Below are 23,183 nucleotides of genomic sequence, written 5' to 3'. Positions count from 1 at the left end.
TCCGGCATGAGTGTTGATCATCTGTCCACGGCGCAGGCTTTGCCGGCCGCCATGCCTGCACCGTCCGCCAATGCGCATCCCAACCAGTTCGCCCTGCTGCGCCAGCGCCGCTTCGCGCCGTTCTTCTGGACCCAGTTCTCGGGCGCGGCCAACGACAACCTGTTCAAGTTCGCCTTCACCGTGATGGTGACCTACCAGCTCAGCGTTGGCTGGCTGCCGCCGGCGCTGGCCGGGCTGGTGATTGGCGCGCTGTTCATCCTGCCGTTTTTGCTGTTCTCGGCGACCAGCGGGCAGCTGACCGACAAGTTTGAAAAAACCCGCATCATCCGCTTCGTCAAGAACCTCGAAGTCGTCATCATGGGGATCGCTGCGGTGGGTTTTGTCAGCGGCGATGTGAATGTCCAGGTGCCGGTGCTGCTCGGCTGCACCTTTTTGATGGGCCTGCATTCGACGCTGTTTGGCCCGGTCAAGTTTGCCTATTTGCCGCAGGCTTTAACCGAGCGCGAGCTGACCGGCGGCAACGGCATGGTCGAGATGGGAACGTTTGTCGCCATCTTGCTGGGCAACATCGTCGGCGGGCTGATGGTGGCCGTGCCGGGCGTCGGGCCGCAGTACGTGGCGGTGTCGTGCGTGGCGCTGGCGCTGGCGGGGCGCGCGGTGGCGCGGTTCATCCCGGCCGCGCCGGCGACCGACCCGGGCTTGACGATCAACTGGAACCCGGTGACCGAGACCTGGCGCAACCTCAAGCTGGCGCACGGCAACATCGTCGTGTTTCGCTCGATGCTGGGCATCAGCTGGATGTGGTTTTTCGGCGCGGTGTTTTTGAGCCAGTTCCCGAGCCTGGCCAAGGAAGTGCTGCATGGCGACGAGCATGTCGCGTCCTTGCTGCTGGTGGTGTTTTCGATTGGCATTGCCACCGGCTCGCTGCTGTGCGAGGTGCTGAGCCGGCGCCATGTCGAAATCGGCCTGGTGCCGCTGGGTGCGATTGGCATGAGTGTGTTTGCCATTGATCTTTACTTTGCCGCGCGCGGCTTGATGCCTTCAGCCCTCATGGGCGTGGGCAGTTTCATCAGCCAGCCGGCGCACTGGCGCGTGATGCTTGATCTGGCACTGCTCAGCCTGTTCGCCGGCCTGTACAGCGTGCCGATGTACGCGCTGATCCAGCTGCGCAGCCAGCCGACGCACCGGGCTCGCATCATCGCGGCCAACAACATCTTGAATGCGCTGTTCATGATCGTCAGCGCGGTGCTGGCCGGTGCGCTGCTCAAGGCGAACTTCAGCATTCCGCAGATTTTCCTGTTCACCGGCCTGGCCAATGCGGTGGTGGCGTTCTACATCTTCATGCTGGTGCCCGAGTATTTGCTGCGCTTCGTGGCGTTCATCGCGTCGCGCTGCATCTACCGCTTCCGGGTCACGGGCGACGAGAACATTCCGGCGCAGGGCGCTGCGGTGCTGGTCTGCAACCATGTCAGCTTCATCGACCCGGTGCTGCTGATGGCGGCAAGTTCGCGGCCCATTTACTTTCTGATGGACCACCGGATTTTCAAAATGCCGGTGCTTGGCTGGCTGTTCCGGCTGGCCAGGGCGATTCCGGTCGCACCGCGCGCCGAAGACCCGGCCGCCTACGAAGCGGCCTTTGAAGCCGCAGCCCAAGTGCTGCGCAACGGCGATTTGCTGGCTATTTTCCCCGAGGGCGGCATCACCCATGACGGCCAGCTCCAGCCCTTCAAGGGCGGCATCATGAAAATCCTGGAAAACGCCGGGCGCGACGGCTTGAGCGTGCCGGTGGTGCCGATGGCGCTGACCAACCTGTGGGGTTCGTTCTTCAGCCGCGTCGAGCAGGTCAATGGCAAAAGCGTCGCCATGGTGCGTCCGTTCCGGCGCGGCGCGTTCAGCCGCGTGGGGCTGAACGCCGGTGCCGCCATGGTGCCGGCCGATGTGCAGCCCGGAGCATTGCAGGCGCGGGTGGCGGCGTTGATGACGGCTTGAACGCCTCATTTACTCTTTTTTTGATAGCTGCTTGCGCAATGCAGCCGTGCGCAAGAGCCATTTTTAATGCAAAGTTTTAGTCCAGGCGGCGGGTCTGGAGTGCTTTGGCCAATCGCCGGCCTGCCGGGGCGCTGCGTCTTTTTTTTCCCGAAAGTCCGCCTGGCTTATGCCAAACTTCAGCTTTTGTAACTTGCGTATCCATTTGTTTTTAATGCCAAGGAAAAAACATGTCCCTGCCCACCGATGAGGCCAGCCGCACGCCACTGACACCGCCCGACAGCTTTCAGCTGACGCCGCCCGAAGTGCTGCGCCCGCTAAGCGACGAGGTGGCCCGCACGGCCGTGCCCCTGCCGGCGCAGACCGTTGCCGCCGTCGAAGACCAGGTGGCGCGTTTCATGGACAGCCTGATGTCCGAAGACCTGCAAAGCGACGCCTTCAAGGCCCGGCTCGACAGCGCCTTTGCGCTGGGGCGCGAGGAGATTTCACTGGCTGCCAGCCTGATGCAGGGGCGCTTCATGCAGCGCAATTTCGTCGGCCTGGAGGACAGCCCGGCCTTCAAGGCAGTGCAGGAAATGCGCGGCCACCTCGACGCGCTCAATCCCGGCAAGGACGGCGACCTGCTGCAGCCGCAAAAACTGTTGGGGCTCATTCCCTTTGGCAACAAGCTGCAAAGCTACTTCCGCAAGTTCCAGAACGCCGGCGAGCAGATGCAAAAAAGCATGCAGGCCCTCTATGCCGCGCGCGACGACATGCAGCGCGACGTGGTCGAGATCGAGGCCACGCGCACCAAGATGTGGGACGGCCTGCAAAAGCTGGCCGCCGCCGCGCAGTTTGCCGAAAGCCTGGACCGCCAGCTTGCTGGCAAGGTGGACGCGCTGAAGGCAAGCGACCCGGAGCGCGCCCGGGCGCTGGAGCAGGAAGTGCTGTTTTACGTGCGCCAGAACTTGGCGGACATCCTGACGCAGCAGTCGGTCTGCACCAGCGGCTACCTGGCGCTCGACGTGCTGAAAAAGACCGGGCGCGAGATGATGAACGGCTGCTCGCGCGTGGTCACCACCGGCATGAGCGCTCTGGCCGTGGCGCAGACCGTGGCGCGCGCCACCGGCAACCAGGTCAAGGTGATGGAGATGCTGGGCGGCGTCAACAGCACGATTGAAAACCTCATCGCCGAAACCGGCCGCCAGCTCAACACGCATGTCGAGAAAACCACCCAGTTCGCCAGCAATCCGCTGATCGGCATCGAGAAAATGAAGGAGATGTTCGACCAGACCTTCAAGGCCATGGACGCGATGGACACCTTTCGCGGCAAGATGGTCGAGGTGATGGGGCAGAACAACACCATCTTGCAAGAGCAACTGGCGCGCGCCGACCAGTACATCGACCGGGTGCGCCAGCAAAAGGCGCGTGAGGTGACGCAGCGCAGCCTCAGCGGGCCGGTCGCCCTCTGAACCCGATTTTTTTAACGCAAGGGGAATTTGACAATGGCAACTCAGTATGTGATGCAGCGCGACACCGGCGGCTGGCGCGCCCAGGTCTGGATTTCGTTCACGCTGGCGGTGCTGGCCAGCGGCACGGGCGTGATGCAGCTGCCCAGCCAGGAGCTGGACCGGGCTTTCCTGGCCATCGGGTTTTTCTTTTGCCTGTTCGCGGCTTTCGCGGCGGCCAAGACCGTGCGCGACAACCGCGACGGCCGGGTCGATACCAACGGCTGGATCATCACCGTCTGGGTGTCGTTCGCGGCGGCGGTCTGCCTGACGGCCTGGGGCCTGTGGCGCATGAACATCGGCGACTGGCAAAAGGGCTACATGGTGGTGAGCTGGATGTTCCTGGTCAGCAGCACCTTCACGCTGGCCAAGACGATCCGCGACCGCTACGAGGCCGACCTGATGACGCGCAGCAACGAAACCGCACCCGAGACGCGGCCCGCCTGAGCGTTTGTTGAACGCGGGCTCAGCCGCGCGTCGCCTTGGATTGCAAAAAGCGCTGCTGGCGTCGCAGCGCCTCGACCGCGCTGCCGTGCAGGCGCTGCTCGCGCTGTTCCAGTTCCGACTGCAGCAGCGCCAATTGACTCAGCAGGAGGTCGTTGGCCGACGGGCTTTCCCCCGCGCCCGGCACGGCGCGCTGCAGGGCAGGCACCTGCAGGTAGGCACCGAGCGTGTCGGGAATGTAGCGGCGCAGGGATTCCAGCACGTACATCCGGTCGTCCAGCGTGAAATCGCCATCGACGGGCGCGCCGTCCAGCGCCAGCGCCATCCGCACTGCGGCGGCCTTGAGCGAGATCAGCGCGGCCAGCATGGGCTCGGCCACGTCGGCGGCGGTGGCTTCAAAGGCCTCGTCGATCCGGCGCAGGGCTTGGGCGTCGAACGGCGGCGGGCCGGCAGGCGGCGGCATGGCTTCGCGGGCGGCGCGCTGGCTTCGGTGCTGCCACAGCCAGCCGGCGCCGCCAAGTGCCCCCAAGGCTGCCGCCAGCGCCAGCCCGGTGCCCGAGCGCAGCAGGACGAGGGCGCTGGCCGCCGCCACGGTACACACCGTGGCGGCAATCATGCCGGGGTGGAGCTTGCCCTGCCGGCGGGTTGCGCCAGGCGCGCCGCGCGCCAGCAGTTCGCTGACCGGCGGGCCGAGCAACTGGCGCTGCCTGGCCTTTTGCGCCCGCGCCTTGAGCGACGCATGCACCGGCGCCGGCGTGGCCGTTACCCTGGGTGCGGTACGCTGGTTGACAGGCGCGCTGGCGTAGGCGCGCCGGGAGTCGGGTTTGGGCTCTAGCATGGCGTGGGTTCGGCTCTGTTTTGTTGGGTTCAAGGAGTGGATTATGAAATTGAAACCGCCGGGCCTTGAAGGGTTGCAGCCCCTTGCGCCGGCGCCGCTTGCGGCAGGGCGTGGGTTGGTCTATGGCGCCAGGAAGACAAGCCCATTGATTTTTGAAATTTGCTATTAAAAAAATAGCTGATTGTGCAGGTGCAGTGTGCGCAAGCAGTGTATTTGGTCATAAATTTTCCTTGAAATGCAGTGCCGGATATTTTTCCGGCCACCCACGGAGTTCTTCATGAGCAAAACCCTTCGATTGACCGAAAAATGGATGCAGCGCGGTTTGTGGCTGGTGGCGCTGGTGTTCGCCAGCTTTCTGATCGGCCTGGGCGGCACGCTGGTTGGCGATTTGCCCAAGGTGGAGCAGCCGCTGTCGCTGGACGATTTCATGGACAAGGCGGCGGTCACGGCGCTGCGCAATGGCATCAGTAATAACGAACGCGCGGAACAGGACGCCAATGCCGCGCTGGAGCAGGCCCGTCTCAAGCGCAGTGTGGCGCAGGCCGATTCGGCCGCCGCGCGTGAAACCTTCAACAACTGGCTGTCCACCCGCCGCGCCACGCAACTGTCGGAGCAAGACCCCGAACTGGTGGCGCGCACCCGCGCGCTCGATGGCCTGAAGGACAAGGAGCGCGCCGCCGGCATGGCGGTCGAGGCCCAGCAGCAGGCGGCGCTCGATGCGCAGCAAGGCACGGTGCGCGAACGCCGAAAGCTGGCCGACCTGGAACAGGCGGCGCAAAAGCTGCTCAACGCCGAATACCGCCGCATCGAACTGCGGGTGTTTTTGTACCGGCTGGCGCTGACGCTGCCGCTGCTGGCGGCGGCCGGCTGGCTGTTCATGAAAAAACGCACGACCACTTGGTGGCCGTTTGTCTGGGGTTTCATTTTCTTTGCGCTGTTCGCCTTTTTCGTCGAGCTGGTGCCCTATCTGCCCAGCTATGGCGGCTATGTGCGCTACATCGTCGGCATCGTGCTCACGGTGGCGGTCGGGCGCCAGGCGATCATCGCCCTGAACCGCTACCTGGAAAGGCAAAAGCTCGCCGAGCAGCTGCCCGACGCCCAGCGCCGCGAGGAACTGAGCTACGACACGGCGCTGGCGCGGCTGTCCAAGGGCGTGTGCCCCGGCTGCGAGCGGCCGGTGGACCTGAAGAATCCGGAAATCGACTTTTGCCCGCATTGCGGCATCGGCCTGTTTGACCACTGCCAGGTCTGCAGTACCCGCAAGGGCGCGTTTGCCAAGTTCTGCCATGCCTGCGGTGCCAGCGGCAAGCATGAGCACCTGCCGGCCCAGCCGGTGGCCGCTCAAGTCTGAAGCTGCGGCGGATTCGCGGCGGGCGGGGCCGCGTTGCCCGCCGTTGCAGGCCTACCCGGCCCGGCTGCGTTGACCTACACGCCCTTGGAAAAGCAGATTTACATTGAGAAATCTAATTTACAAAGGCTTCCCCATCATGAAGGCTCACCTACAGGCCCACCTGCGCAACCAGGTCGCTGCACTCTTTTTTCTGTTGCCGGTTGCCACGGCGCTGGTCGCCTTGCCCGCCACAGTCATGGCGCAGCCTGCGGCGCCCGAGCTGCGCTCCCTAGAAGTCACTTCGGATGATGGCTTGAGGGCCGGCGCCGAGCTGGAGTTCACCGTCGAAGGCACGCCTCGGGCACGGGTCAATCTGCGCATCAACGGTATACGACGGGACATTGCGCTGACGGAAACCGAGCGCGGCGTCTATACCGGCAGCTACACCATCAAGCGCCAGGACCGTATCTCGCCGGCCAATCCGATACGCGCCATCCTGCGCTTGCGCAACCGCAACATCACCGTCAACTACAGCTTTCCGGCCGGCATGGCGAACTCGCAGGCGGCCGCGCCGGTGCCGCCGGTTGCGGTGCTGAAGATCGAGCGTTTCAGCGTCGCGCCGGTGGAAAAGATCGAGCCGGGCGCCGAGCTGAAGTTTTCGCTCAATGGCCCGCCGGGCGGCAGCGCTGAAATCGAAATTCCGGGCGTCAGCCGTGTCCCCATGCGTGAAGTGCGCCCCGGCGTCTATGAGGCGGCCTACACCATCCGCCGGAACGACAACCTGATGCCCTCGCGCCCGATGGTGGCCAGCCTGCGGGTGGGCGACCAGACCGTCAAAACCAATCTGACCCAGGCCCTGACCGCCGATGCCAAGCCGCCGGTGCTGCGCAACCTGGCGCCGCGCGAGGGCGAAGCCATCATCGACCGCGCCACCATTTCCATTTCAGCGACCTTCGATGACGCCGGCGGCGTGGGCGTCGATCCGAAGACCGTCCAGGTCGTGGTGTCCGGCCGCAATGTCACCGCCGACAGCGACATCACTGCCCAGTTCTTCACCTACCGGGCCGACCTGCCGCTCGGGCGCCACACGGTGGACGTGAGCGCCAGGGACCGGGCCGGCAATGCCGTGCGCAAGACCTGGAGCTTCGACGTGGTCGTGCCGGTGGGCGCTGTGCCGGCCACGGTGCCGCTGCAAATCACCAGCCATGCCAACAACGCCATCGTTGAGGATGGCACGACGCTGGTGCGCGGCCGCACGGCGCCGGGCGCGGTGGTGGACGTCAAGGTGCATGCGGTGGCGCCCATTGCCGGCCTGTTCGGCGTGAACCAGGACGTGCTGACGCAGCGGGTGCAGGCCGATGGAAACGGCAACTTTTCCTTCAGCTTTGCGCCGCAACTGCCCCTGCCGGGCACACGCTACGAAGTGACGATGGTTTCCAGCAAGGCCGACCTGAGCACCGAGTCCCGGCTGGTGCTGTTCCAGAAACAGCGCTGATGACACGCGCTTTCTGGGTCAAATAGATGCTTTGCGCATGCTGAACGTGCGCAAGTTGCTATTTATTTTGTAGCAAAATCCATCTGCGAAGGCTCAGGGCGCTAGTGGCTCGACCAGGTATTCCTTGGCATACCAGTAGGTTTCGGGCGTCTTGAAGGCCGCCATGAAACCGTCGTTTTCGTCCTGGCGCGAACGCAGGTCCCAGCGCTCGTCGATGATCCGGCACTGACTGCAGGGCGCCTGGCCGATGCGCCGCTGCACCAGTACGTAGCGGCTGGTTTCGAGAAGGCCTTCCACATCGGCGTAATCGACCGGCTGGGCGGCGAAGTAGTCAACGATCTTTGCCCCTGGAATGATGAATTCGTAGCGCTCGAAATGGCCGTTGAAGTTGCTGGGCACCTGCACGGTCTGGCCTTTGAGCAGCGCATTGGTTTGCGGCTTGAAGCGGCCTAGCTCGCCGTTGAAAGGGTTGGTCACCCAGGCCAGTGCGAACACCACCGAAAAACCCGCAAGCGCCGCAAGCGGCCGTGTCCACGACTTTCTAAGGATGGCAACGAGGCAGGCCAGCGCTGCGCCAGAAACGTACACCCAGAACAGCGGCGACAAAACCCAGGGGTTCTGCGTCGCCCGCACCGCGCCGTAGCCGATCAGCCCCATCGCCAGCAAGCCGGTCATGCAGACGAGCAGCGTGAGGCTGAACCAGATGCGGCCGATGCGCTGCCAGTACAGCGCCATCACCACGGCCAGCGCGGGCATGGCGGGAATCAGGTAGCGGGTCGAGCGCTGGGTCGGCAGCATGAACACCAGCGCCAGCGCCAGCAGCCACAGCCACATGATTTTTTCGGCGGGGCTGATGGTTTGCGCCGTGCCCCGGCGCTGCCGCCAGGCGCGCCAGGCGGCAACGAAGCAGCCAATCGACAGTGGCAGCAGGAACAGGGCATTGGAAAAGTAGCCCGTCAAAATCGTCAAAATGCCGCTGCTGCCGCTGAGGGCGGTCTTGAAGTAGCCCCGGGCATGGTTCATCTTGCCGGCGTTCTCTCCGACGACAAATTCGCGCCAGACCTCGCCCGGCTGCGGGTCGAGGGCAAACCACAGGCCGAAAATGCCCAGGCCCAGCGCGGCAATCACGACAACCTTGGCGCCGTCCCGGACGATGCCGGGCCGGAAAATCTTCCATGGCGCCATCTGCGCGCCTACCGTCTGGTAGCACAGCGCCAGCGCGAAGCCAACCGGCACCACCATGACGAAGGACTTGTACAGGCAGCCGATGCCTACCGCTACGCCGGCGATCAGCGGGAACTTCCAGTTGGATGCCAGCAGCCTGGCGGGCGACCAGGCCAGCGCAAAGAACACGGCGAACAGCCAGAAGGTCTCGGGCGCGCTGGTCAGGTAGGGGCGGCCGTAGCGGTAGGTGGTGAAGAACGACAGGTAGACGAGTGCGGCGATGGCGCCCATGGTCATGGCATGGCGGCTTTGCCGCGCTGCCTTGGCGCCATCAGGCGAGGGCGCATCGCCGCGAACAATTTTCCAGGTCAGCAGCGCCACCATCAGCGTGATGCCCCAGGTGTAGGCCACGCTGGGCAGGCGCAGGTTGAGCAGCGTCCAGTGCCCTTCCTGTGCCCAGCCGCCGGCCACCATCGCTTGCCAGAACAGCAGCGGCGGCTTGGTGTTGCGCATGAAGTCCCAGGCGCTTTGCAGTGGCAGCCAGTGGCCGCTGGCGGCGGTCAGCCGGGCGATGTTGGCATACACCAGCTCGTCGCCGTTGCGCGGAATGTGGTCGCCGCCCAGGCCGAACAGGTAGGCCAGCGCCACCAGCAGCGCCAGGCCGATCCAGACCCGGTGGAACGGAAAGCCGGCGGGCCGGGCGGATGGCGTTGTCTCAGGGCTTGTCATGGGCATGAGGGGTTGAAAGCGTGGTCTTGCGGTGGCGGCGAAAGGTCAGCTTGTCATTGGCGATGAAATTCACCACGCTGGCCAGCACGATGGCAATCACGTTGGCCACGAGGTAGTGCAGGTGCAGCGCCAGCCATTTGGTCAGCAGCGACTGCAGGATGATCGACAGCGCGGCGGCCATCACATACTTGACGAACAGCCGCAGCGCCGGCTGGGGCGTGTTGCGGTTGCGGTCGCGCCAGGTCAGGCGCCGGTTCCAGTAAAAATTGCTGATGGTGGCGACGGTGATGGCCAGCGCAATCGAGTAGTTCAGCCGCTGGTGAAAGTCGGCGATGCCGCGCAGCAAATGCTCCTGCGCCAAGTAAAGTACCGCAATGTTGATCACCGTGCCGCTACCGCCGACCATGCCGAACTTGATGAAGCGCCAGCGCAGCATCTGCTGAAAGCGCGGCGGCAGCAAGCGGACCAGCGTTTCGGCAAAGGTTCTGAGTTTTGACATCGGGCTTAGGCGTTCACGCTGCCGTCAGGTATTCGCGCGCCTTGGCCAGCACGGCGACGGGTGCTATCACCTTGAGGCACTGGTTGTCGCCATCGCAGTAGGACGTGCGGTGGTTGTAGGCGGTGAGGCAGGGCGAGCACGGCCACTGGCTGTAGAACGAATGGCACCTGGGCGTCAGCGGCGCGTACAAAGCGGGCGTTTCCGGGCCGAACAGCATCAGCGTCCAGATCGGTGTCAGCGCGGCGAACTGGCCCGGGCCGCCGTCGTTCGTGACCAGCAGCCGCGCCACATGGAACAGCGCCAGCAGCTCGGAAATCGAGCGGGTGTAGCCGGTCAGGTCGATCACCGGGCTGGCCGGGAAAGACGCCTGCACATTGGCCACCAACTGGCGCGCCAGCGCTTGGTCGTCCTTCAGGCCGATGACGGCCACGGCGCAGCCATCGGCCACCAGGCCTTCGCACAGCGCGGTGTAGGCCGCCAGCGGCCAGGCGCGAATCGGCAGGATGCCGCCGCCCGGATAGACCAGCACCAGCGGCTTGCCAGCAATGGCCGGGAAATCCTGTGCCAGCCGCACTTGAATACCTTGAATCAGCGCGCCATCGAGCCGCACATGCGGCGGCGGCTTCGGGCTGGCCACCACCGCCAGTTTGGATTTGGGTACCGCCGTCGAGTCAATCGCCCTGGCCAGCGTCAAAAACTGCGCGCTGATGTGGTGATAGGGGTTGTACGGCACCGGCCGGTTGATGTGCGAGCCCCGGTACAGGCCTTCCTGCGTATGCCGGTGAAAGCCGACCCGCACGCGGGCGCCGCTGGCATACGACAGCAGGCTGCTGATGCGCGAGAACAGTTCGCAGTCAATCGCCACATCGACGTTCGCCCGGCGCAGCGCCTTGATGGCTTGCCACAGGCTCGACAGCAGCGAGGTCAGCGAGCGGTCATCGACCGTGTGCACATTCGCCGGATCCATCACCTGCATCAAATCGAGGATTTCGCGGTTTTTGCGAAACAGCAGCGCATGCAGCGGCGCGTCGGGGTAGCGCGCCTTGAGCCGGGCGAACATGTCGTTGGCCAGCACCAGGCTGCCCATTTCGGACAGCAAAATCACCACGATGGCGCGCGGCGCCGGTTCCGTGGCTGGCGCGGGCCGAAAACGGCGCCTGAGTGCGTCAAAGCCGGACACTACCGCGCACAGCGGAATGCCGGCCCAGCGGTCAATGAAGCGCTGCAGGTTGATGTTCACGGCTCAGACCCCGCGCTGCCGGTCGGCCTTGAACTGCACCGCGAATTCGCCAAAGCGCCCGGCGTCCAGCGCATCGCGCACCTCCTGCATCAGGTTCAGGTAATAGTGCAGGTTGTGGATGCTGGCCAGCATGGGGCCGAGCATTTCGCCGCAGCGGTCCAGGTGGTGCATGTAGGCACGGGAAAAATTGCGGCAGGTGTAGCAGCTGCAGGTGCTGTCCACTGGCGCTTCCTCGGTCTTGTAGCGCGCATTGCGGATTTTCAGGTCACCGAAACGGGTGAACATGTGGCCGTTGCGCGCATTGCGCGTCGGCATCACGCAGTCGAACATGTCCACGCCAGAAGCCACGCCCTCGACCAGGTCTTCGGGCGTGCCCACCCCCATTAAATAGCGCGGCTTGTGCGCCGGCAGCCGGTGCGGCGTGTGCGCCATGATGCGCAGCATTTCTTCCTTCGGCTCGCCGACGCTGACGCCGCCGACCGCATAGCCCGGAAAGTCCATCTCGACCAGCGCGTCAAGCGACTCCTGGCGCAGGTTTTCGAACATGCCGCCCTGCACGATGCCAAACAGCGCATTCGGATTTTCGAGTTTTGCGAACTCGTCCTCGCAGCGCTTGGCCCAGCGCCGGCTCAGCTCCATCGACAAGCGCGCTTCGTTTTCCGTCGTGATGTGGCCCTTGGTGTCGTAGGGCGTGCATTCGTCAAACTGCATCACGATGTCGCTGTTGAGCAGCGTCTGGATCTGCATCGAGATTTCGGGCGTCAAAAACAGCTTGTCGCCGTTCACCGGCGAGGCGAACTTCACGCCTTCTTCCGAAATTTTGCGCATCTCGCCCAGCGACCAGACCTGAAAGCCCCCGCTGTCGGTCAGGATGGGCTTGTGCCAGCTCTCGAACTTGTGCAGCCCACCGAACTGCTTGACGACGTCCAGCCCCGGCCGCATCCACAAATGAAAGGTGTTGCCCAGGATGATCTGGGCGTTCATGTCGTGAAGCGATTGGGGCGTCACGCCCTTGACGGTGCCGTAGGTCCCCACGGGCATGAAGATCGGTGTCTGCACCACGCCGTGGTTGAGGGTCAGGGTGCCGCGCCGGGCATGGCCTTCGGTCTTGAGGAGTTCGAATGTCAACATTGGTTTTTGGAAAAGTAGTTCACGCCTGCCAAGCCTTCAAAGTGCTGGTCTTGCGTCCATAAAACGGCGCCATGGATTTGCGCCGTGGCGTAAATCAGGCTGTCTGCCAGGGGCAGAGTACTGCCGATGGCGGCGCGGCACAGCGCCAGGTCAAAGTCGATGACGCGGCCCCGGCACATCAGCGCTTCGGCATAGGCCGCGACTTTCGGACTGATTTCGCGGTGCAGTTTTTTGGTGACCTCGTAAACCGTCACGATGGGCACAATCAACTGCTCGGGATTTTCCGCAGCACTGGCGAAAAGTTCTGCCCGAGGCGTGTCACGCAGGTATTCAATCCAGCACGATGAATCGAGCGTCACCCAGGCGGTTCCGCCGGCTTTGGCACGGTTGGGCATCAGAGGCGATCAGGTTCGCTGGGAATGTCGCTGTCTTTCAAATCGCGTGCCATGCCCCGGTAGGCGCTGACGGGCTTGAGCGGCACCAGGTGCGCCGCCCCGTCAAATTCGATCCAGGTCAGCTGCGCGCCGGGCTTGAGTTCCAGGCGCTCGCGTATCGCGCTGGGAACCACCACCTGGTATTTGCTCGACAGCGTCACGATGTTGCTTGCGTATTTCATGTCGATGATTCTAGCGCTTTACCGAGAATAGATCGATCCAGCAGCATGGCGTCGCCATAGCTGAAAAATCGGTAACGCTCGGCAATCGCGTGCCGGTACAGCGCCATGATGTGTTCATAACCCGAAAAGGCGCTGACCAGCATCATCAGCGTGCTTTTGGGCAAATGGAAGTTGGTCAGCAGCACATCGACGACCTGGAAGTCAAAACCCGGCGTGATGAAGATGTTGGTGTCATCGCAGGCCGGGCCAAATTTGGCAGCGGATTCGAGCGCCCGCACCGTTGTCGTGCCCACCGCCACCACGCGCCCGCCGCGCGCCTTGCAGGCGGCAATCGCTTCCATCGTGGCCGGCGGCACGTCGAAGCGCTCGAAGTGCATGACGTGGTCGGCGATCTGCTCGGCCTTGACCGGCTGGAAGGTGCCCGCGCCCACATGCAGCGTGACGCTGGCGCGGGCAATGCCGCGCGCTTGCAGCTTCTCCAGCATGGCCTCGTCGAAATGCAGCGCGGCGGTCGGCGCGGCCACGGCGCCGGGGTTTTTGGCAAACACCGTCTGGTAGCGCTGCTCGTCCTCTAGCGAATCGCTGTGGGTGATGTAGGGCGGCAGCGGCACATGGCCGTGCTGCGCCATCAATGCATACGGGTCGCTGCTGAGCCGGAAGCGGTACAGCGGCCCGTGCGCCTCGGGCCAGCGGCCGAGCAGCGTGGCGGTAAAGCCGCCATCCATCTGCAGCACCGCGCCGGGCAGCGGTTTTTTGCTGACCTTCATGTGCGCGGCGACTTCATGGCCGGCGTCGGAACTCGGCGACAGCACCCGCTCGATGAGCAATTCGAGCTTGCCGCCGCTTAGCTTTTGGCCGAAGAGGCGCGCCTTGACCACCTTGGTGTCGTTGAACACCAGCAGGTCGCCGGGCAGCAACAGCTCGGGCAGGTCGGCAAAGCGCCGGTCGGCAATGGCGCCGCCCCGGCCGTCCAGCAGGCGCGACGCGCTGCGCTCGGCGGCGGGATGCTGGGCAATTAATTCGTCGGGGAGAGTGAAATCAAAGTCACTGAGGGCAAATGCGCGCGCGGCGCCAGGCAAAGACATGGGCATGGTGCTTGAGGGGCGAACAGGCCCCCGTGCCAAGTTGAATAAAGCTGCGGATTGTCGCAGTGATTGTCAGCCCATCTGGCGAAGTCCAGTGCTTTGAGTAAAGGGCCGTTGATCCGGCAAGTCTGGCTTTGGCCGTGAGTTACGCCCGCACAGGTGATGCACAATCAATTTTTTCCGAAAATCAGTCTGGAGGTCGGTATGAACAGAATCACCCTGGAGCCGGGTAAACGTGGCGGCCGGCCCTGTATTCGCGGGCTGCGTATCACGGTGTATGACGTTCTGTCGATGTTGTCCAACGGGATGACCCAGCAGGAAATTCAGGATGATTTCCCCGAACTGACGGCGGAAGACATTCTCGCCGTGCTGGCCTACGCCGCCGACAGGGAACACCAGGTTTATTCATTGAGGGCGCAATGAAGCTGCGGCTGGACGAGAACTTGTCCCGGCGGTTGGTGCCGTTTTTGCCGCATGACTATCCGGGCAGCAGCCAGGTGGTTTTGCTTGGCATGCAATCCGCGTCAGACGAAGAGGTATGGCAAAAGGCCAGGGAAGACGGATATGTCATCGTCACCCGTGATGCCGATTTTCAGGAGTTGTCGCTGGTTTGGGGTCAGCCTCCCAAGGTGATTCTTCTCAAGACCCTGAATCAGTCGCGGGCTGCTACGCTGAAAGTGCTGATTGAAAACCAGGATGGGATTACCGAAGCGCTTGTGCGCAACGACTTGGCGTCTGTTGAGATAGTGCCCGCCTGAACAGTCGGACAGGGGACTGCGAGTCTCGAAATTCTCTGAAATTTATGGCTGGCCGCACCTGCCAAGCAGGGGCTATAGCCTTTTTTTCTCTTCAATAAAGCGGTTCAGGGCCGCTTTATTTGATTTGATTCGCTGACTATGGCGCGGGAAGGATTACTTGAAAACCAGCGTTTTCCCCGCGACGCTCAGGGTGTAGCGCATGCCCAAGGCATTGCCGTTGGTGTCGATCTTGTAGCAGCCTGCTGCAGTGCCGGTCGGCGTACCTGCTGCGTTCTTGATGATGCTGTTGACACAACCGAAAGTCGTGGTGGCGGTATCGGCTTCCAGGGTCCAGATGGACTCCGTTGTACTTTGAATGCTGGATTTGCTGCTGCTCGTGTACACGGTTAAAACGCCGAGGGATCCGCTGTCGCCGACCTTGGCTGCTACCGCGAACGAGCCGGTTGTACTGGTTTGCACCGCATAAGTGCCATCCGAGTAGCGGGCGCCTTGCGCCGAAAAAGGATTGAGGCTGTAGTAGCCCTGAATACTGGTTGCTGTTTGCACCGCGCCGTTTTTCTTGAGAGTCAGAGATTGAATTGCTTTTTTGCGAACGACGCCTTCAAAAGCTTCATCGCTGGCCGGGGCAAGCGACACGGTCAGGGTCCAGGTGTCTGCGCCATCCACTGCGGTGCCACTCAACGAAACGCCATTGACCACGGCCTTGGTGTAGGCAGCGTCCAGTGGAAAGGACAGAGCTGACGATTGAACTTTGGTGAGAACTAAAGTCGTTCCAGGCGCCGCGCAAAAGAATCCAGTGGGGGGAGTGCAACTATTAACAACTGCCCCAATGCTTGTATTGCTTGTTTTGGTGAAGGTTGAGGTGGCAGCCGAAATGCCATTCGCAAAAGTGGTGACGAGGGCGGAGTCGCCGTTAACTGTTCCCGTGTATGTGATTCCTGCGACAGCAGGGACTGTCCTGGTAATCGAAAGTACGTTTCCTGTTTGTCCGATCTGAAACGTAATTGGAGTGGTTCCGCTCATGCCGGACCAGGTGCCTGCGAAATCTGCTGATACTGCCGGGCTGTTGTTGGCCGCACCACCGTCGCCACCGCCACATGCGCCAAGTAGCGCGGAAAATGTGATTCCTATGACAAAGCGATAGATTTTCATGAAACTCCAATGGAATCTGTGTTGCGATGGTCTTTTCTGCCTCGAGCCTGTTTGCCATTCAACACAGGTTTTTTAGCAACCGCTTTTTAAGGTTCTTTGCCAAACGCAGCTTGAAAACGAATGTAATCTGTAAGGGGCTTAGGAAGCAGAGGCGATTAAAGCGGGTTGCTTCTGAGCAAGGCCAGCAGGGCATGATAAAGGCTTTGATGGCGGTGATTGAAGCGGTACTCCGTCTCTTTCAGATGCAGATAGAACGTATGCCGGGGCACGCCGTTGAACTGCACCAGACGACGCTTGGCGTAGCTCCAGAAGCTCTCGATGCCGTTGACGTGAACACTGCCCCGAGCAAACTCGTTGTTGCCGTGGTTGACCCGCAAGTGTTTGTCAAAGCCCACATCGACCAGGCCGTCATAGCCGCGCCAGCGGTCTGTGTGAATCACGCTGGCAATATCGGCCTTGCCCCGAATGATGGCTTGAAGCACGGCTTTGGAGGCGTTGGGCACGATCTCGGTGTATACGTTCTGGCCCCGCTTGAGCAGCCCAAAAACCACTGTTTTGCCCCCCGCGCCCCGACCCCGCAGGCCACGCACTCGGCGAGGACCGAAGTACGACTCATCGGCTTCGAGTTCTCCGCCCAGCGGTGAAACCTGCTCGCAGTGCTCGGCCAGGCGGCGTCGCACGCGCAGGTAAATGGTGTTGACTGAGCGCACTGACACGCCGCTGAGTTCGGCGCAATCGGTGGCCGTCAAGTCCATGGCGAAATAGCGCATTACTTGACGGAATTTGGCTTCACTGATTTTGGAATGCCTGAAATACCGGTTTTTCTGAATCACGATAGGAACTTAGCTTAGCTGTCGATAAGCTCTGGTTCCTAAGCCCCTAAATAAATAGCTTCTTATGCTTGTGTACAAAGCGGACAAACCTGATTTTGCTTAAAAATCTGCTTTCCAGCGCAGAATTTCATCATGAATCTATCGCGCCAGCAGCGGTGGCGCAGCCGTCATGACGGGCTGGTTACACTGACTGGAACCCCTCAAAACCAATGCACCTCATGCGGCAAAACCTGTCGATTCCTTCAGATCACCTTCTTCAGCCGCTGGTCTGGTTGCCGGCCGATCATCGGCTTCTGGGCGAGGAGGGGCACCAGTCGCCGTTTCTGGTGCTGGGCGAGAAATATGCCAATGCTCTCAGGCAATGCGCCGGCGCCCAGCCGGTGCTGTTTCCGCTGGCCGATGTAGCTCAGATACCGGCGCTCTTGGGGCTGGTCGATGGCGTCATGCTGACCGGCTCGCCGTTGAACGTCCATCCCTCCCATTTTGCCCAGGACGTGCTGGATGCACGCCTGCCGCTGGACCCGCAGCGCGATGTGCTCACGCTGGCGCTGGTGCGGGCTTGCCAGGCAGGCGGCGTTCCGCTGCTGGGTATCTGCCGTGGGTTCCAGGAAATCAACGTGGCGCTGGGCGGCTCGCTGGCGCAAAGCGTGCATGCGCAGGACGGGCATTTTGACCACCGCGACCCCGAGGGCGCCAGCCTGGACGAGGCTTACGGGCCGGCGCATGAGGTTCGGTTTGCGCCGGGCTGCGCTTTTGCCAGCTGGGCCGGCGGCGACACGGCTCAGGTCAATTCGCTGCATGGTCAGGGCGTTAAGCGGCTGGCCCACGGTCTGCGGGCGCTGGGCCACTCGTCCGACGGCCTGGTCGAGGCGTTCGAGATCGAGGGCGCCGCTGCTTTTTCCTACGCGGTGCAATGGCATCCCGAGTGGAAATGCCATGAAAATTCTTTTTACCGCGCCATTTTTGCGGCCTTTGGACAGGCCTGCGAGCTCCGCCACGCTGGGCGCAAAACAAAAGGGGCCATCGCTACCGCCTGAATTCAAGTTAATCCAATCCATCGATACGCGTCGACCACAGGAGCGCCCCATGAGTTTGAACATGAGCATGAGCAAGGCATCGACTTTTACTGAGCTTGAAAACTGGCTGAACGAACGCAGGATCACCGAAGTGGAATGCCTCGTACCCGACTTGACCGGGGTGGCTCGGGGCAAAATTCTGCCGCGCGGCAAGTTCACCGAGGACCGGGGAATGCGCTTGCCCGAAGCGGTGGTGGCCATGGGCGTGACCGGTGAATTTCCCGAAAGCGGGCCTTATTACGATGTCATCAGCCCGACCGACAAAGACATGCACCTGCGGCCCGACCCGTCTACGGCGCGGATTGTCCCCTGGGCATCGAGCCCGACGGCGCAGGTCATCCACGACTGTTTTGATCCGGCCGGCAAGCTCGTACCTTTTGCGCCCAGAAGCGTGTTGCGCCGGGTCTGCGAGCTGTATGAAGCAGAGGGCCTGGTGCCGGTGGTGGCGCCGGAGCTGGAGTTCTATTTGGTGGCTCGCAACACCGATCCGAACACCCTGCTGCGCCCGCCGATTGGCCGCAGCGGCCGCGCCGAAACCTCGCGCCAGGCCTACAGCATTGACGCGGTGAACGAGTTCGACCCGCTGTTCGAGGACATCTACGACTACTGCGAGAAGATGGAGCTCAACGTGGACACCTTGATCCACGAGGTGGGTGCGGGGCAGATGGAGATCAATTTTTTCCATGCTCATCCGCTGGGGCTGGCCGACGAGGTGTTCCTGTTCAAGCGCACTGTGCGTGAAGCGGCGCTGCGCCACAACATGTATGCCACCTTCATGGCCAAGCCGATTGCGGCCGAGCCCGGCAGCGCCATGCATGTGCATCAGAGCATTTTGAGCAAGGAAACCGGACTGAACATCTTCAGCAACAAAGATGGCAGCGAGTCGGAAGCTTTTTTCCACTACATCGGCGGGCTGCAGCGCTACATTCCGGCCGCCATGGCGCTGGTGGCGCCGTATGTCAACAGCTACCGGCGGCTTTCGCGCGACACGGCCGCGCCGATCAACATTGCCTGGGGGCATGACAACCGCACGGTGGGCATTCGCTCGCCGATTGCCACGGCGCAAGCCCGCCGGGTGGAAAACCGGGTGATTGGCGCCGACGCCAATCCGTACATCGCCCTGGCGATGACGCTGGCATGTGGCTACCTGGGCATCAAGAACAAGATCAAGCCCAAGCCCGAAATGAAGGGCGATGCCTACCTGTCGCCGTATTCGCTGCCGCGCAGCCTGGGCGAGGCGCTGGACTGGCTGCGCCGCGAATCGGACCTGCATGAAGTGCTGGGCCGTGATTTCGTCACCGTGTATTCCGAAATCAAGGAAATGGAGTTCGCCGAGTTCATGAAGGTGATCTCTCCCTGGGAACGCGAGCACCTGCTGCTGCTGGTGTAAGCACCCATCCGCCGATTTACCGCAACCGAGAGCCACCCGCCATGAACACCCTTGTTGACACCGCGCTGATCCAGGCCCTGGACCGCGAGCATTTCCTGCATCCGTTCACCGACTTCAAGGACCTGGCCGCGCGCGGCGCGCGGGTCATCACCCGGGCCGAGAACATCTACGTCTGGGATTCCGAAGGCCACAAGATCCTAGATGCCATGAGCGGCCTGTGGTGCGTCAATGTCGGCTACGGCCGCGAGGAACTGGCCAGCGCCGCCTACCGGCAGATGATGCTGCTGCCTTACTACAACAGCTTTTTCCAGACCACCAACGTGCCGGCGGTGCAACTGGCGGCCAAGCTGGCAGCGCTGGCGCCCAAGGTGGGCGGACGCAGCTTCAAGCATGTGTTTTATTCCAGCAGCGGTTCCGAGAGCAACGACTCGAACGTGCGCATGGTGCGCCGCTACTGGGACTTGGCTGGCCAGCCGGAGCGAAAAGTCATCATCGGCAGGATCAACGGCTACCACGGCAGCACCATGGCCGGCGCCTCGCTGGGCGGCATGAGCGGCATGCATGCGCAGGGCGACTTGCCGATTCCCAACATCACCCACATCGAGCAGCCGTATTTTTACGAGCTGGGCTGGCCGGGCGAAACCTCTGACGAATTCGGCCTGCGCTCAGCCGGCTGGCTAGAGGACAAAATCCTGGAGCTTGGCGCGGACAAGGTCGCCGCCTTCATTGCCGAGCCGGTGCAGGGCGCGGGCGGCGTGATTATTCCACCCGACAGCTACTGGCCCGAGATCCAGCGCATTGTTGACAAATACGGCATCTTGCTGATCAGCGACGAGGTGATCTGCGCCTTTGGCCGGGTAGGGCACTGGTTTGCGTATGAAAAGTTCGGCTACCGGCCCGACCTGGTGACGTTTGCCAAGGGTGTGACCAGCGGCTACATTCCGCTGGGCGGCGTGATGGTCGGCGACCGGGTGGCCAAGGTGCTTATCGAGCAAGGCGGCGAATTCAACCACGGCTACACCTACAGCGGCCATCCGGTGGCCTGTGCCGTGGCCCTGGCCAACCTGGAACTGATGGAAAAGGAAAACCTGCCTGGGCGCGTGAAAAACGACATCGGCCCTTACCTGGCCGTGCGTTTTGCCGAGCTTGGCGAGCACCCGCTGGTGGGGCTGGCCGAGACTTGCGGCTTCATGGCCGGGCTGGTGTTGACCAAGAGCAAAGCCACGCATGAAGCCTTCGATCCCGACTTGGGTGTGGGCATGCTGTGCCGCAGCCACTGCTTTCGGCTGGGGCTGATCATGCGCGCCGTGGGTGACCGCATGATCATCGCGCCGCCGCTGGTCATGACGCATGCCCAGATCGACGAGATGGTGGCGCTGATTCGCAGTTGCCTGGACGCTACTTTGGCCGATTTGCAGGCTGCCGGTCAGCTGGATTGAATAGAATAATTGTTGCAATTTTCCGGAGCTTGCGTGGTCCGGATTTTGCATCTTCAACGGGGCGTATTTTGGCCATTTTTCGGCACTGCGCCTCGTTTGTTTTTACCTTTCTCCGGAGTTGTTCGCACCATGAAAAAACTTGTACTGGTTACAGCCATGTCGGCCATCGTGCTGGCGGCCTGCGGCAAAAAAGAGGAACCGGTGGCGGTTGCTCCCGCGCCAGCGTCCGTGGTTTCGGCCTCCGCGCTTCCGGTCAATGCTGAAGAGAAGGTGCTCAACATCTACAACTGGCCCGACTACATTCCCGAAGGCATGATTGCCGCCTTTGAAAAGGAAAGCGGCATCAAGGTCAACTACGACACCTTTGAAACCAATGAAGCCCTGCATGCCAAGCTGGTTGCGGGCAACACCGGTTATGACATCGTGGTGCCGGGCACGGTGTTTGCCAAGCCTCAGATCGCCGGCGGGCTGCTGCAGCCGCTGGACAAATCCAAGGTTCCAAACCTGGCCAATCTGGAGCCGGCCATCATGAGCACCCTGACGAAGGCCGACCCGGACAACAAGTACCTGGTGCCGTGGGCCTGGGGCTTCACCACCGTGGGCATCAACAGGACCAGGGTGGACAAGGCGCTGGCTGGAATGGCCATGCCTGCAAACGCCTGGGACCTGGTGTTCGATCCGAAATACACCAGCAAGCTCAAGTCCTGCGGTATCGCCTATCTGGACTCGCCGACCGAAATCATCCCGGTGGCGCTGCACTACATCGGCAAGGATGCCTATTCCAACGATCCGGCCGACTACAAGGCGGCCACCGAAATGCTGTTCAAGGTCCGCAAGGATGTGCGCCTGTTCAGCGCCACCATGATCGATGACGTGGCCAGCGCCAAGGCTTGCGCGGTCATTGGCTGGTCGGGCGATATCAATATTGCGGCAAGCCGGGCCAAGGAAAACGGCTCCAAGGACGTCATTGAGGCGCTGTTGCCCAGCACGGGCGCACTGCTTTTTGCCGACACCATGGCACTGACCAAGGATGCCAAGCACCCGAACAACGCCCATGCGTTCATCAATTTTTACCTGCGTCCCGAAAATGCCGCTTCGGTGACCAACGTCATGAGCTATCCCACGGCCAACAAGGCGGCTATTCCGCAGATCAAACCTGAAATTGCCGGTAACAAGACCATCTTTGTCGAACCTGACTACTTCAGCAAGATGATTCCCCCAAACAGCTTTACCAACGAAGCCCGCGAAGCCATGGCGAACGCCTACAACAGCTTCAAAAAAGGCAAATAATTTACTGTCTTGAGTGACTTCGGGCTGTTTGTACCCACGGTATGAACAGCCCTTTTGTTTGCGAAATACATGGGCAAGGAAAAATATATGGCGGAAAAGGATGGAAAAGCCGGCTATCTGGTCACCGAGAAACTGGTCAAGCGCTTTGACGATGCTGTGGCGGTGGATGAGGTGTCGCTGTCCGTGGACCGTGGCGAGATTTTTGCGCTGCTGGGCAGTTCGGGCTGCGGAAAATCCACTTTGCTGCGCATGCTGGCGGGCTTCGAGAAACCCGATTCCGGCCGAATCCTGCTGGGCGGTGAGGACATGGCCAGCCTGCAGCCCTACGACCGTCCAATCAACATGATGTTCCAGTCGTTTGCCCTGTTTCCGCACCTTGATACCTGGGAAAACGTCGCTTTTGGCTTGAAGCGCGAAGGCCTGCCCAAAGCCGAGATCCAGCAGCGGGTGGGCGAAATGCTCGACTTGGTGCAACTCGGACCCTACGCAAAACGCAAGCCGCACCAGCTCTCCGGCGGCCAGCAGCAGCGGGTGGCCCTGGCACGCAGCCTGGCCAAGCGGCCCAAACTCCTGCTGCTCGATGAACCGCTGGGCGCGCTGGACAAGAAACTGCGCGAGCAGACCCAGTTCGAGCTGGTCAACATCATCGAGAAAGTGGGTGTGACCTGCGTGATGGTGACCCACGACCAGGAAGAAGCCATGACCATGGCGGGCCGCATCGCGGTGATGAGCAAGGGCCGGGTATTGCAGGTTGGCACGCCTGAAGAGGTGTACGAGCATCCGGCCAATCGCTTTGTCGCGGACTTTATCGGCAATGTCAACATGTTTGAAGGCCGGCTCAGCGTGGACGAGTCAGACCGCTGCGCCGCAGTGACCGGCATCGGCGAAATCCAGGTGGGCCATGGGGTTAGCGGTACGCTGAACATGCCGCTCGCGATTGCCGTGCGGCCCGAGAAAATCGAGATCAGCAAGCAGCGGCCCGCAGTGGACCGCAATGTCTTCACCGGCAAGGTTCAGGAAATTGCCTACTTCGGCTCCTACAACACCTATATCGTGGTGGCCGGCGACGGCTCCCTGGTCAGGATCACCGAAGCCAATACCTCGCGCCAGAACCCGAGCAGCATCACATGGGAAGACCCGGTCTTTTTCTGGTGGGGCGACCGCGACGGGATTGTCCTGCGCGATTAACAGAGCAAAAAAC

The 23,183-nt window shown here is 62.0% G+C and carries 22 protein-coding genes; 12 read left to right on the top strand and 10 right to left on the bottom strand.

Annotated features, from left to right (window positions below; genetic code table 11):
• Positions 1 to 51: 51 nt before the first annotated feature.
• From ACP7AD_RS08035 to ACP7AD_RS08025, 3 genes are all read left to right on the top strand, one after another.
• Positions 52 to 1,989 carry an MFS transporter gene (locus ACP7AD_RS08035; RefSeq protein ID WP_426147307.1) on the top strand — a complete coding sequence of 646 codons (1,938 nt, stop codon included), beginning with the start codon at positions 52 to 54 and terminating at the stop codon, positions 1,987 to 1,989.
• Between the two features lie 227 nt (positions 1,990 to 2,216).
• A complete protein-coding gene (locus tag ACP7AD_RS08030; RefSeq protein ID WP_426147277.1) occupies positions 2,217 to 3,437 on the top strand; it encodes a toxic anion resistance protein in 1,221 nt (406 codons plus the stop codon).
• Positions 3,438 to 3,470: 33 nt separating this feature from the next.
• Positions 3,471 to 3,920, top strand: a complete 450-nt coding sequence (locus ACP7AD_RS08025; protein WP_426147279.1) for a YiaA/YiaB family inner membrane protein — start codon at positions 3,471 to 3,473, stop codon at positions 3,918 to 3,920.
• A 19-nt stretch (positions 3,921 to 3,939) separates the two neighbouring features.
• Here ACP7AD_RS08025 and ACP7AD_RS08020 read toward each other — a convergent pair whose 3' ends face one another.
• Positions 3,940 to 4,755 (bottom strand): hypothetical protein, encoded by an 816-nt coding sequence (locus ACP7AD_RS08020; RefSeq protein WP_426147281.1) that lies wholly within the window; start codon positions 4,753 to 4,755, stop codon positions 3,940 to 3,942.
• 277 nt (positions 4,756 to 5,032) lie between these two features.
• Here ACP7AD_RS08020 and ACP7AD_RS08015 point away from each other — a divergent pair, with 277 nt between their 5' ends.
• Together ACP7AD_RS08015 and ACP7AD_RS08010 are read left to right on the top strand one after the other, a co-directional pair.
• Positions 5,033 to 6,106 (top strand): serine endopeptidase, encoded by a 1,074-nt coding sequence (locus ACP7AD_RS08015; protein WP_426147282.1) that lies wholly within the window; start codon positions 5,033 to 5,035, stop codon positions 6,104 to 6,106.
• Positions 6,107 to 6,242: 136 nt separating this feature from the next.
• Positions 6,243 to 7,580, top strand: coding sequence for a hypothetical protein (locus tag ACP7AD_RS08010; RefSeq protein ID WP_426147284.1), 1,338 nt, complete (start codon positions 6,243 to 6,245; stop codon positions 7,578 to 7,580).
• Between the two features lie 93 nt (positions 7,581 to 7,673).
• Here ACP7AD_RS08010 and ACP7AD_RS08005 read toward each other — a convergent pair whose 3' ends face one another.
• From ACP7AD_RS08005 to queA, 7 genes are read right to left on the bottom strand one after another with little or no spacing between them, the layout of a single operon-like run.
• Complete coding sequence (locus ACP7AD_RS08005; RefSeq protein ID WP_426166074.1) at positions 7,674 to 9,479, bottom strand: ArnT family glycosyltransferase; 1,806 nt, start codon at positions 9,477 to 9,479, stop codon at positions 7,674 to 7,676.
• Positions 9,460 to 9,972 carry a GtrA family protein gene (locus ACP7AD_RS08000; RefSeq protein WP_426147287.1) on the bottom strand — a complete coding sequence of 171 codons (513 nt, stop codon included), beginning with the start codon at positions 9,970 to 9,972 and terminating at the stop codon, positions 9,460 to 9,462. The genes ACP7AD_RS08005 and ACP7AD_RS08000 overlap by 20 nt, the downstream gene beginning before the upstream one ends.
• Before the next feature lie 13 nt (positions 9,973 to 9,985).
• Positions 9,986 to 11,212, bottom strand: a complete 1,227-nt coding sequence (locus ACP7AD_RS07995) for a glycosyltransferase family 9 protein (protein WP_426147288.1) — start codon at positions 11,210 to 11,212, stop codon at positions 9,986 to 9,988.
• Positions 11,213 to 11,215: 3 nt separating this feature from the next.
• On the bottom strand, positions 11,216 to 12,343 hold the full coding sequence (gene tgt, locus ACP7AD_RS07990) for a tRNA guanosine(34) transglycosylase Tgt (RefSeq protein WP_426147290.1): 1,128 nt from the start codon (positions 12,341 to 12,343) through the stop codon (positions 11,216 to 11,218).
• The gene (locus tag ACP7AD_RS07985; RefSeq protein ID WP_426147292.1) at positions 12,337 to 12,738 is read right to left on the bottom strand and encodes a type II toxin-antitoxin system VapC family toxin; all 402 of its coding nucleotides are present in this window, start codon (positions 12,736 to 12,738) and stop codon (positions 12,337 to 12,339) included. The genes tgt and ACP7AD_RS07985 overlap by 7 nt, the downstream gene beginning before the upstream one ends.
• Positions 12,738 to 12,959, bottom strand: coding sequence for an AbrB/MazE/SpoVT family DNA-binding domain-containing protein (locus ACP7AD_RS07980; protein WP_426147294.1), 222 nt, complete (start codon positions 12,957 to 12,959; stop codon positions 12,738 to 12,740). Before ACP7AD_RS07980 ends, ACP7AD_RS07985 begins: the two co-directional genes overlap by 1 nt.
• Entirely contained in the window at positions 12,956 to 14,044 is a 1,089-nt protein-coding gene (queA, locus tag ACP7AD_RS07975) for a tRNA preQ1(34) S-adenosylmethionine ribosyltransferase-isomerase QueA (RefSeq protein WP_426147295.1), read from the bottom strand. The genes ACP7AD_RS07980 and queA overlap by 4 nt, the downstream gene beginning before the upstream one ends.
• A 204-nt stretch (positions 14,045 to 14,248) precedes the next feature.
• On the opposite strand from queA, the gene ACP7AD_RS07970 reads away from it, so the two are divergent.
• Positions 14,249 to 14,467, top strand: coding sequence for a DUF433 domain-containing protein (locus ACP7AD_RS07970; protein WP_426147296.1), 219 nt, complete (start codon positions 14,249 to 14,251; stop codon positions 14,465 to 14,467).
• Positions 14,464 to 14,802 carry a DUF5615 family PIN-like protein gene (locus tag ACP7AD_RS07965; protein WP_426147298.1) on the top strand — a complete coding sequence of 113 codons (339 nt, stop codon included), beginning with the start codon at positions 14,464 to 14,466 and terminating at the stop codon, positions 14,800 to 14,802. The genes ACP7AD_RS07970 and ACP7AD_RS07965 overlap by 4 nt, the downstream gene beginning before the upstream one ends.
• A gap of 153 nt (positions 14,803 to 14,955) precedes the next feature.
• Here the strand turns inward: ACP7AD_RS07965 and ACP7AD_RS07960 are convergent, their stop codons facing one another.
• Both ACP7AD_RS07960 and ACP7AD_RS07955 read right to left on the bottom strand, forming a co-directional pair.
• A complete protein-coding gene (locus tag ACP7AD_RS07960) occupies positions 14,956 to 15,954 on the bottom strand; it encodes a hypothetical protein (protein WP_426147299.1) in 999 nt (332 codons plus the stop codon).
• A 155-nt stretch (positions 15,955 to 16,109) separates the two neighbouring features.
• Entirely contained in the window at positions 16,110 to 16,787 is a 678-nt protein-coding gene (locus ACP7AD_RS07955; RefSeq protein WP_426165941.1) for an IS1595 family transposase, read from the bottom strand.
• Positions 16,788 to 17,005: 218 nt separating this feature from the next.
• Between ACP7AD_RS07955 and ACP7AD_RS07950 the strand changes: the two genes are divergently transcribed.
• The 5 genes from ACP7AD_RS07950 to ACP7AD_RS07930 all read left to right on the top strand — a co-directional run bounded on the left by ACP7AD_RS07950 (position 17,006) and on the right by ACP7AD_RS07930 (position 23,170).
• The gene (locus ACP7AD_RS07950) at positions 17,006 to 17,824 is read left to right on the top strand and encodes a gamma-glutamyl-gamma-aminobutyrate hydrolase family protein (RefSeq protein WP_426149059.1); all 819 of its coding nucleotides are present in this window, start codon (positions 17,006 to 17,008) and stop codon (positions 17,822 to 17,824) included.
• 49 nt (positions 17,825 to 17,873) lie between these two features.
• Positions 17,874 to 19,253 carry a glutamine synthetase family protein gene (locus tag ACP7AD_RS07945; protein WP_426149060.1) on the top strand — a complete coding sequence of 460 codons (1,380 nt, stop codon included), beginning with the start codon at positions 17,874 to 17,876 and terminating at the stop codon, positions 19,251 to 19,253.
• Between the two features lie 41 nt (positions 19,254 to 19,294).
• A complete protein-coding gene (locus ACP7AD_RS07940; protein WP_426149061.1) occupies positions 19,295 to 20,692 on the top strand; it encodes an aspartate aminotransferase family protein in 1,398 nt (465 codons plus the stop codon).
• A gap of 129 nt (positions 20,693 to 20,821) precedes the next feature.
• A complete protein-coding gene (locus ACP7AD_RS07935; protein ID WP_426149062.1) occupies positions 20,822 to 21,982 on the top strand; it encodes an extracellular solute-binding protein in 1,161 nt (386 codons plus the stop codon).
• 87 nt (positions 21,983 to 22,069) lie between these two features.
• The gene (locus tag ACP7AD_RS07930) at positions 22,070 to 23,170 is read left to right on the top strand and encodes an ABC transporter ATP-binding protein (protein ID WP_426149063.1); all 1,101 of its coding nucleotides are present in this window, start codon (positions 22,070 to 22,072) and stop codon (positions 23,168 to 23,170) included.
• The last annotated feature ends 13 nt before the right edge of the window (positions 23,171 to 23,183 follow it).

Source organism: Polaromonas sp. DSP2-3-2b2 (genome assembly GCF_049895905.1).
Classification (GTDB): domain Bacteria; phylum Pseudomonadota; class Gammaproteobacteria; order Burkholderiales; family Burkholderiaceae_C; genus Polaromonas.
Note: the sequence above shows the minus strand (reverse complement) of the source record. Positions and strands in the feature narration are given on the sequence as shown.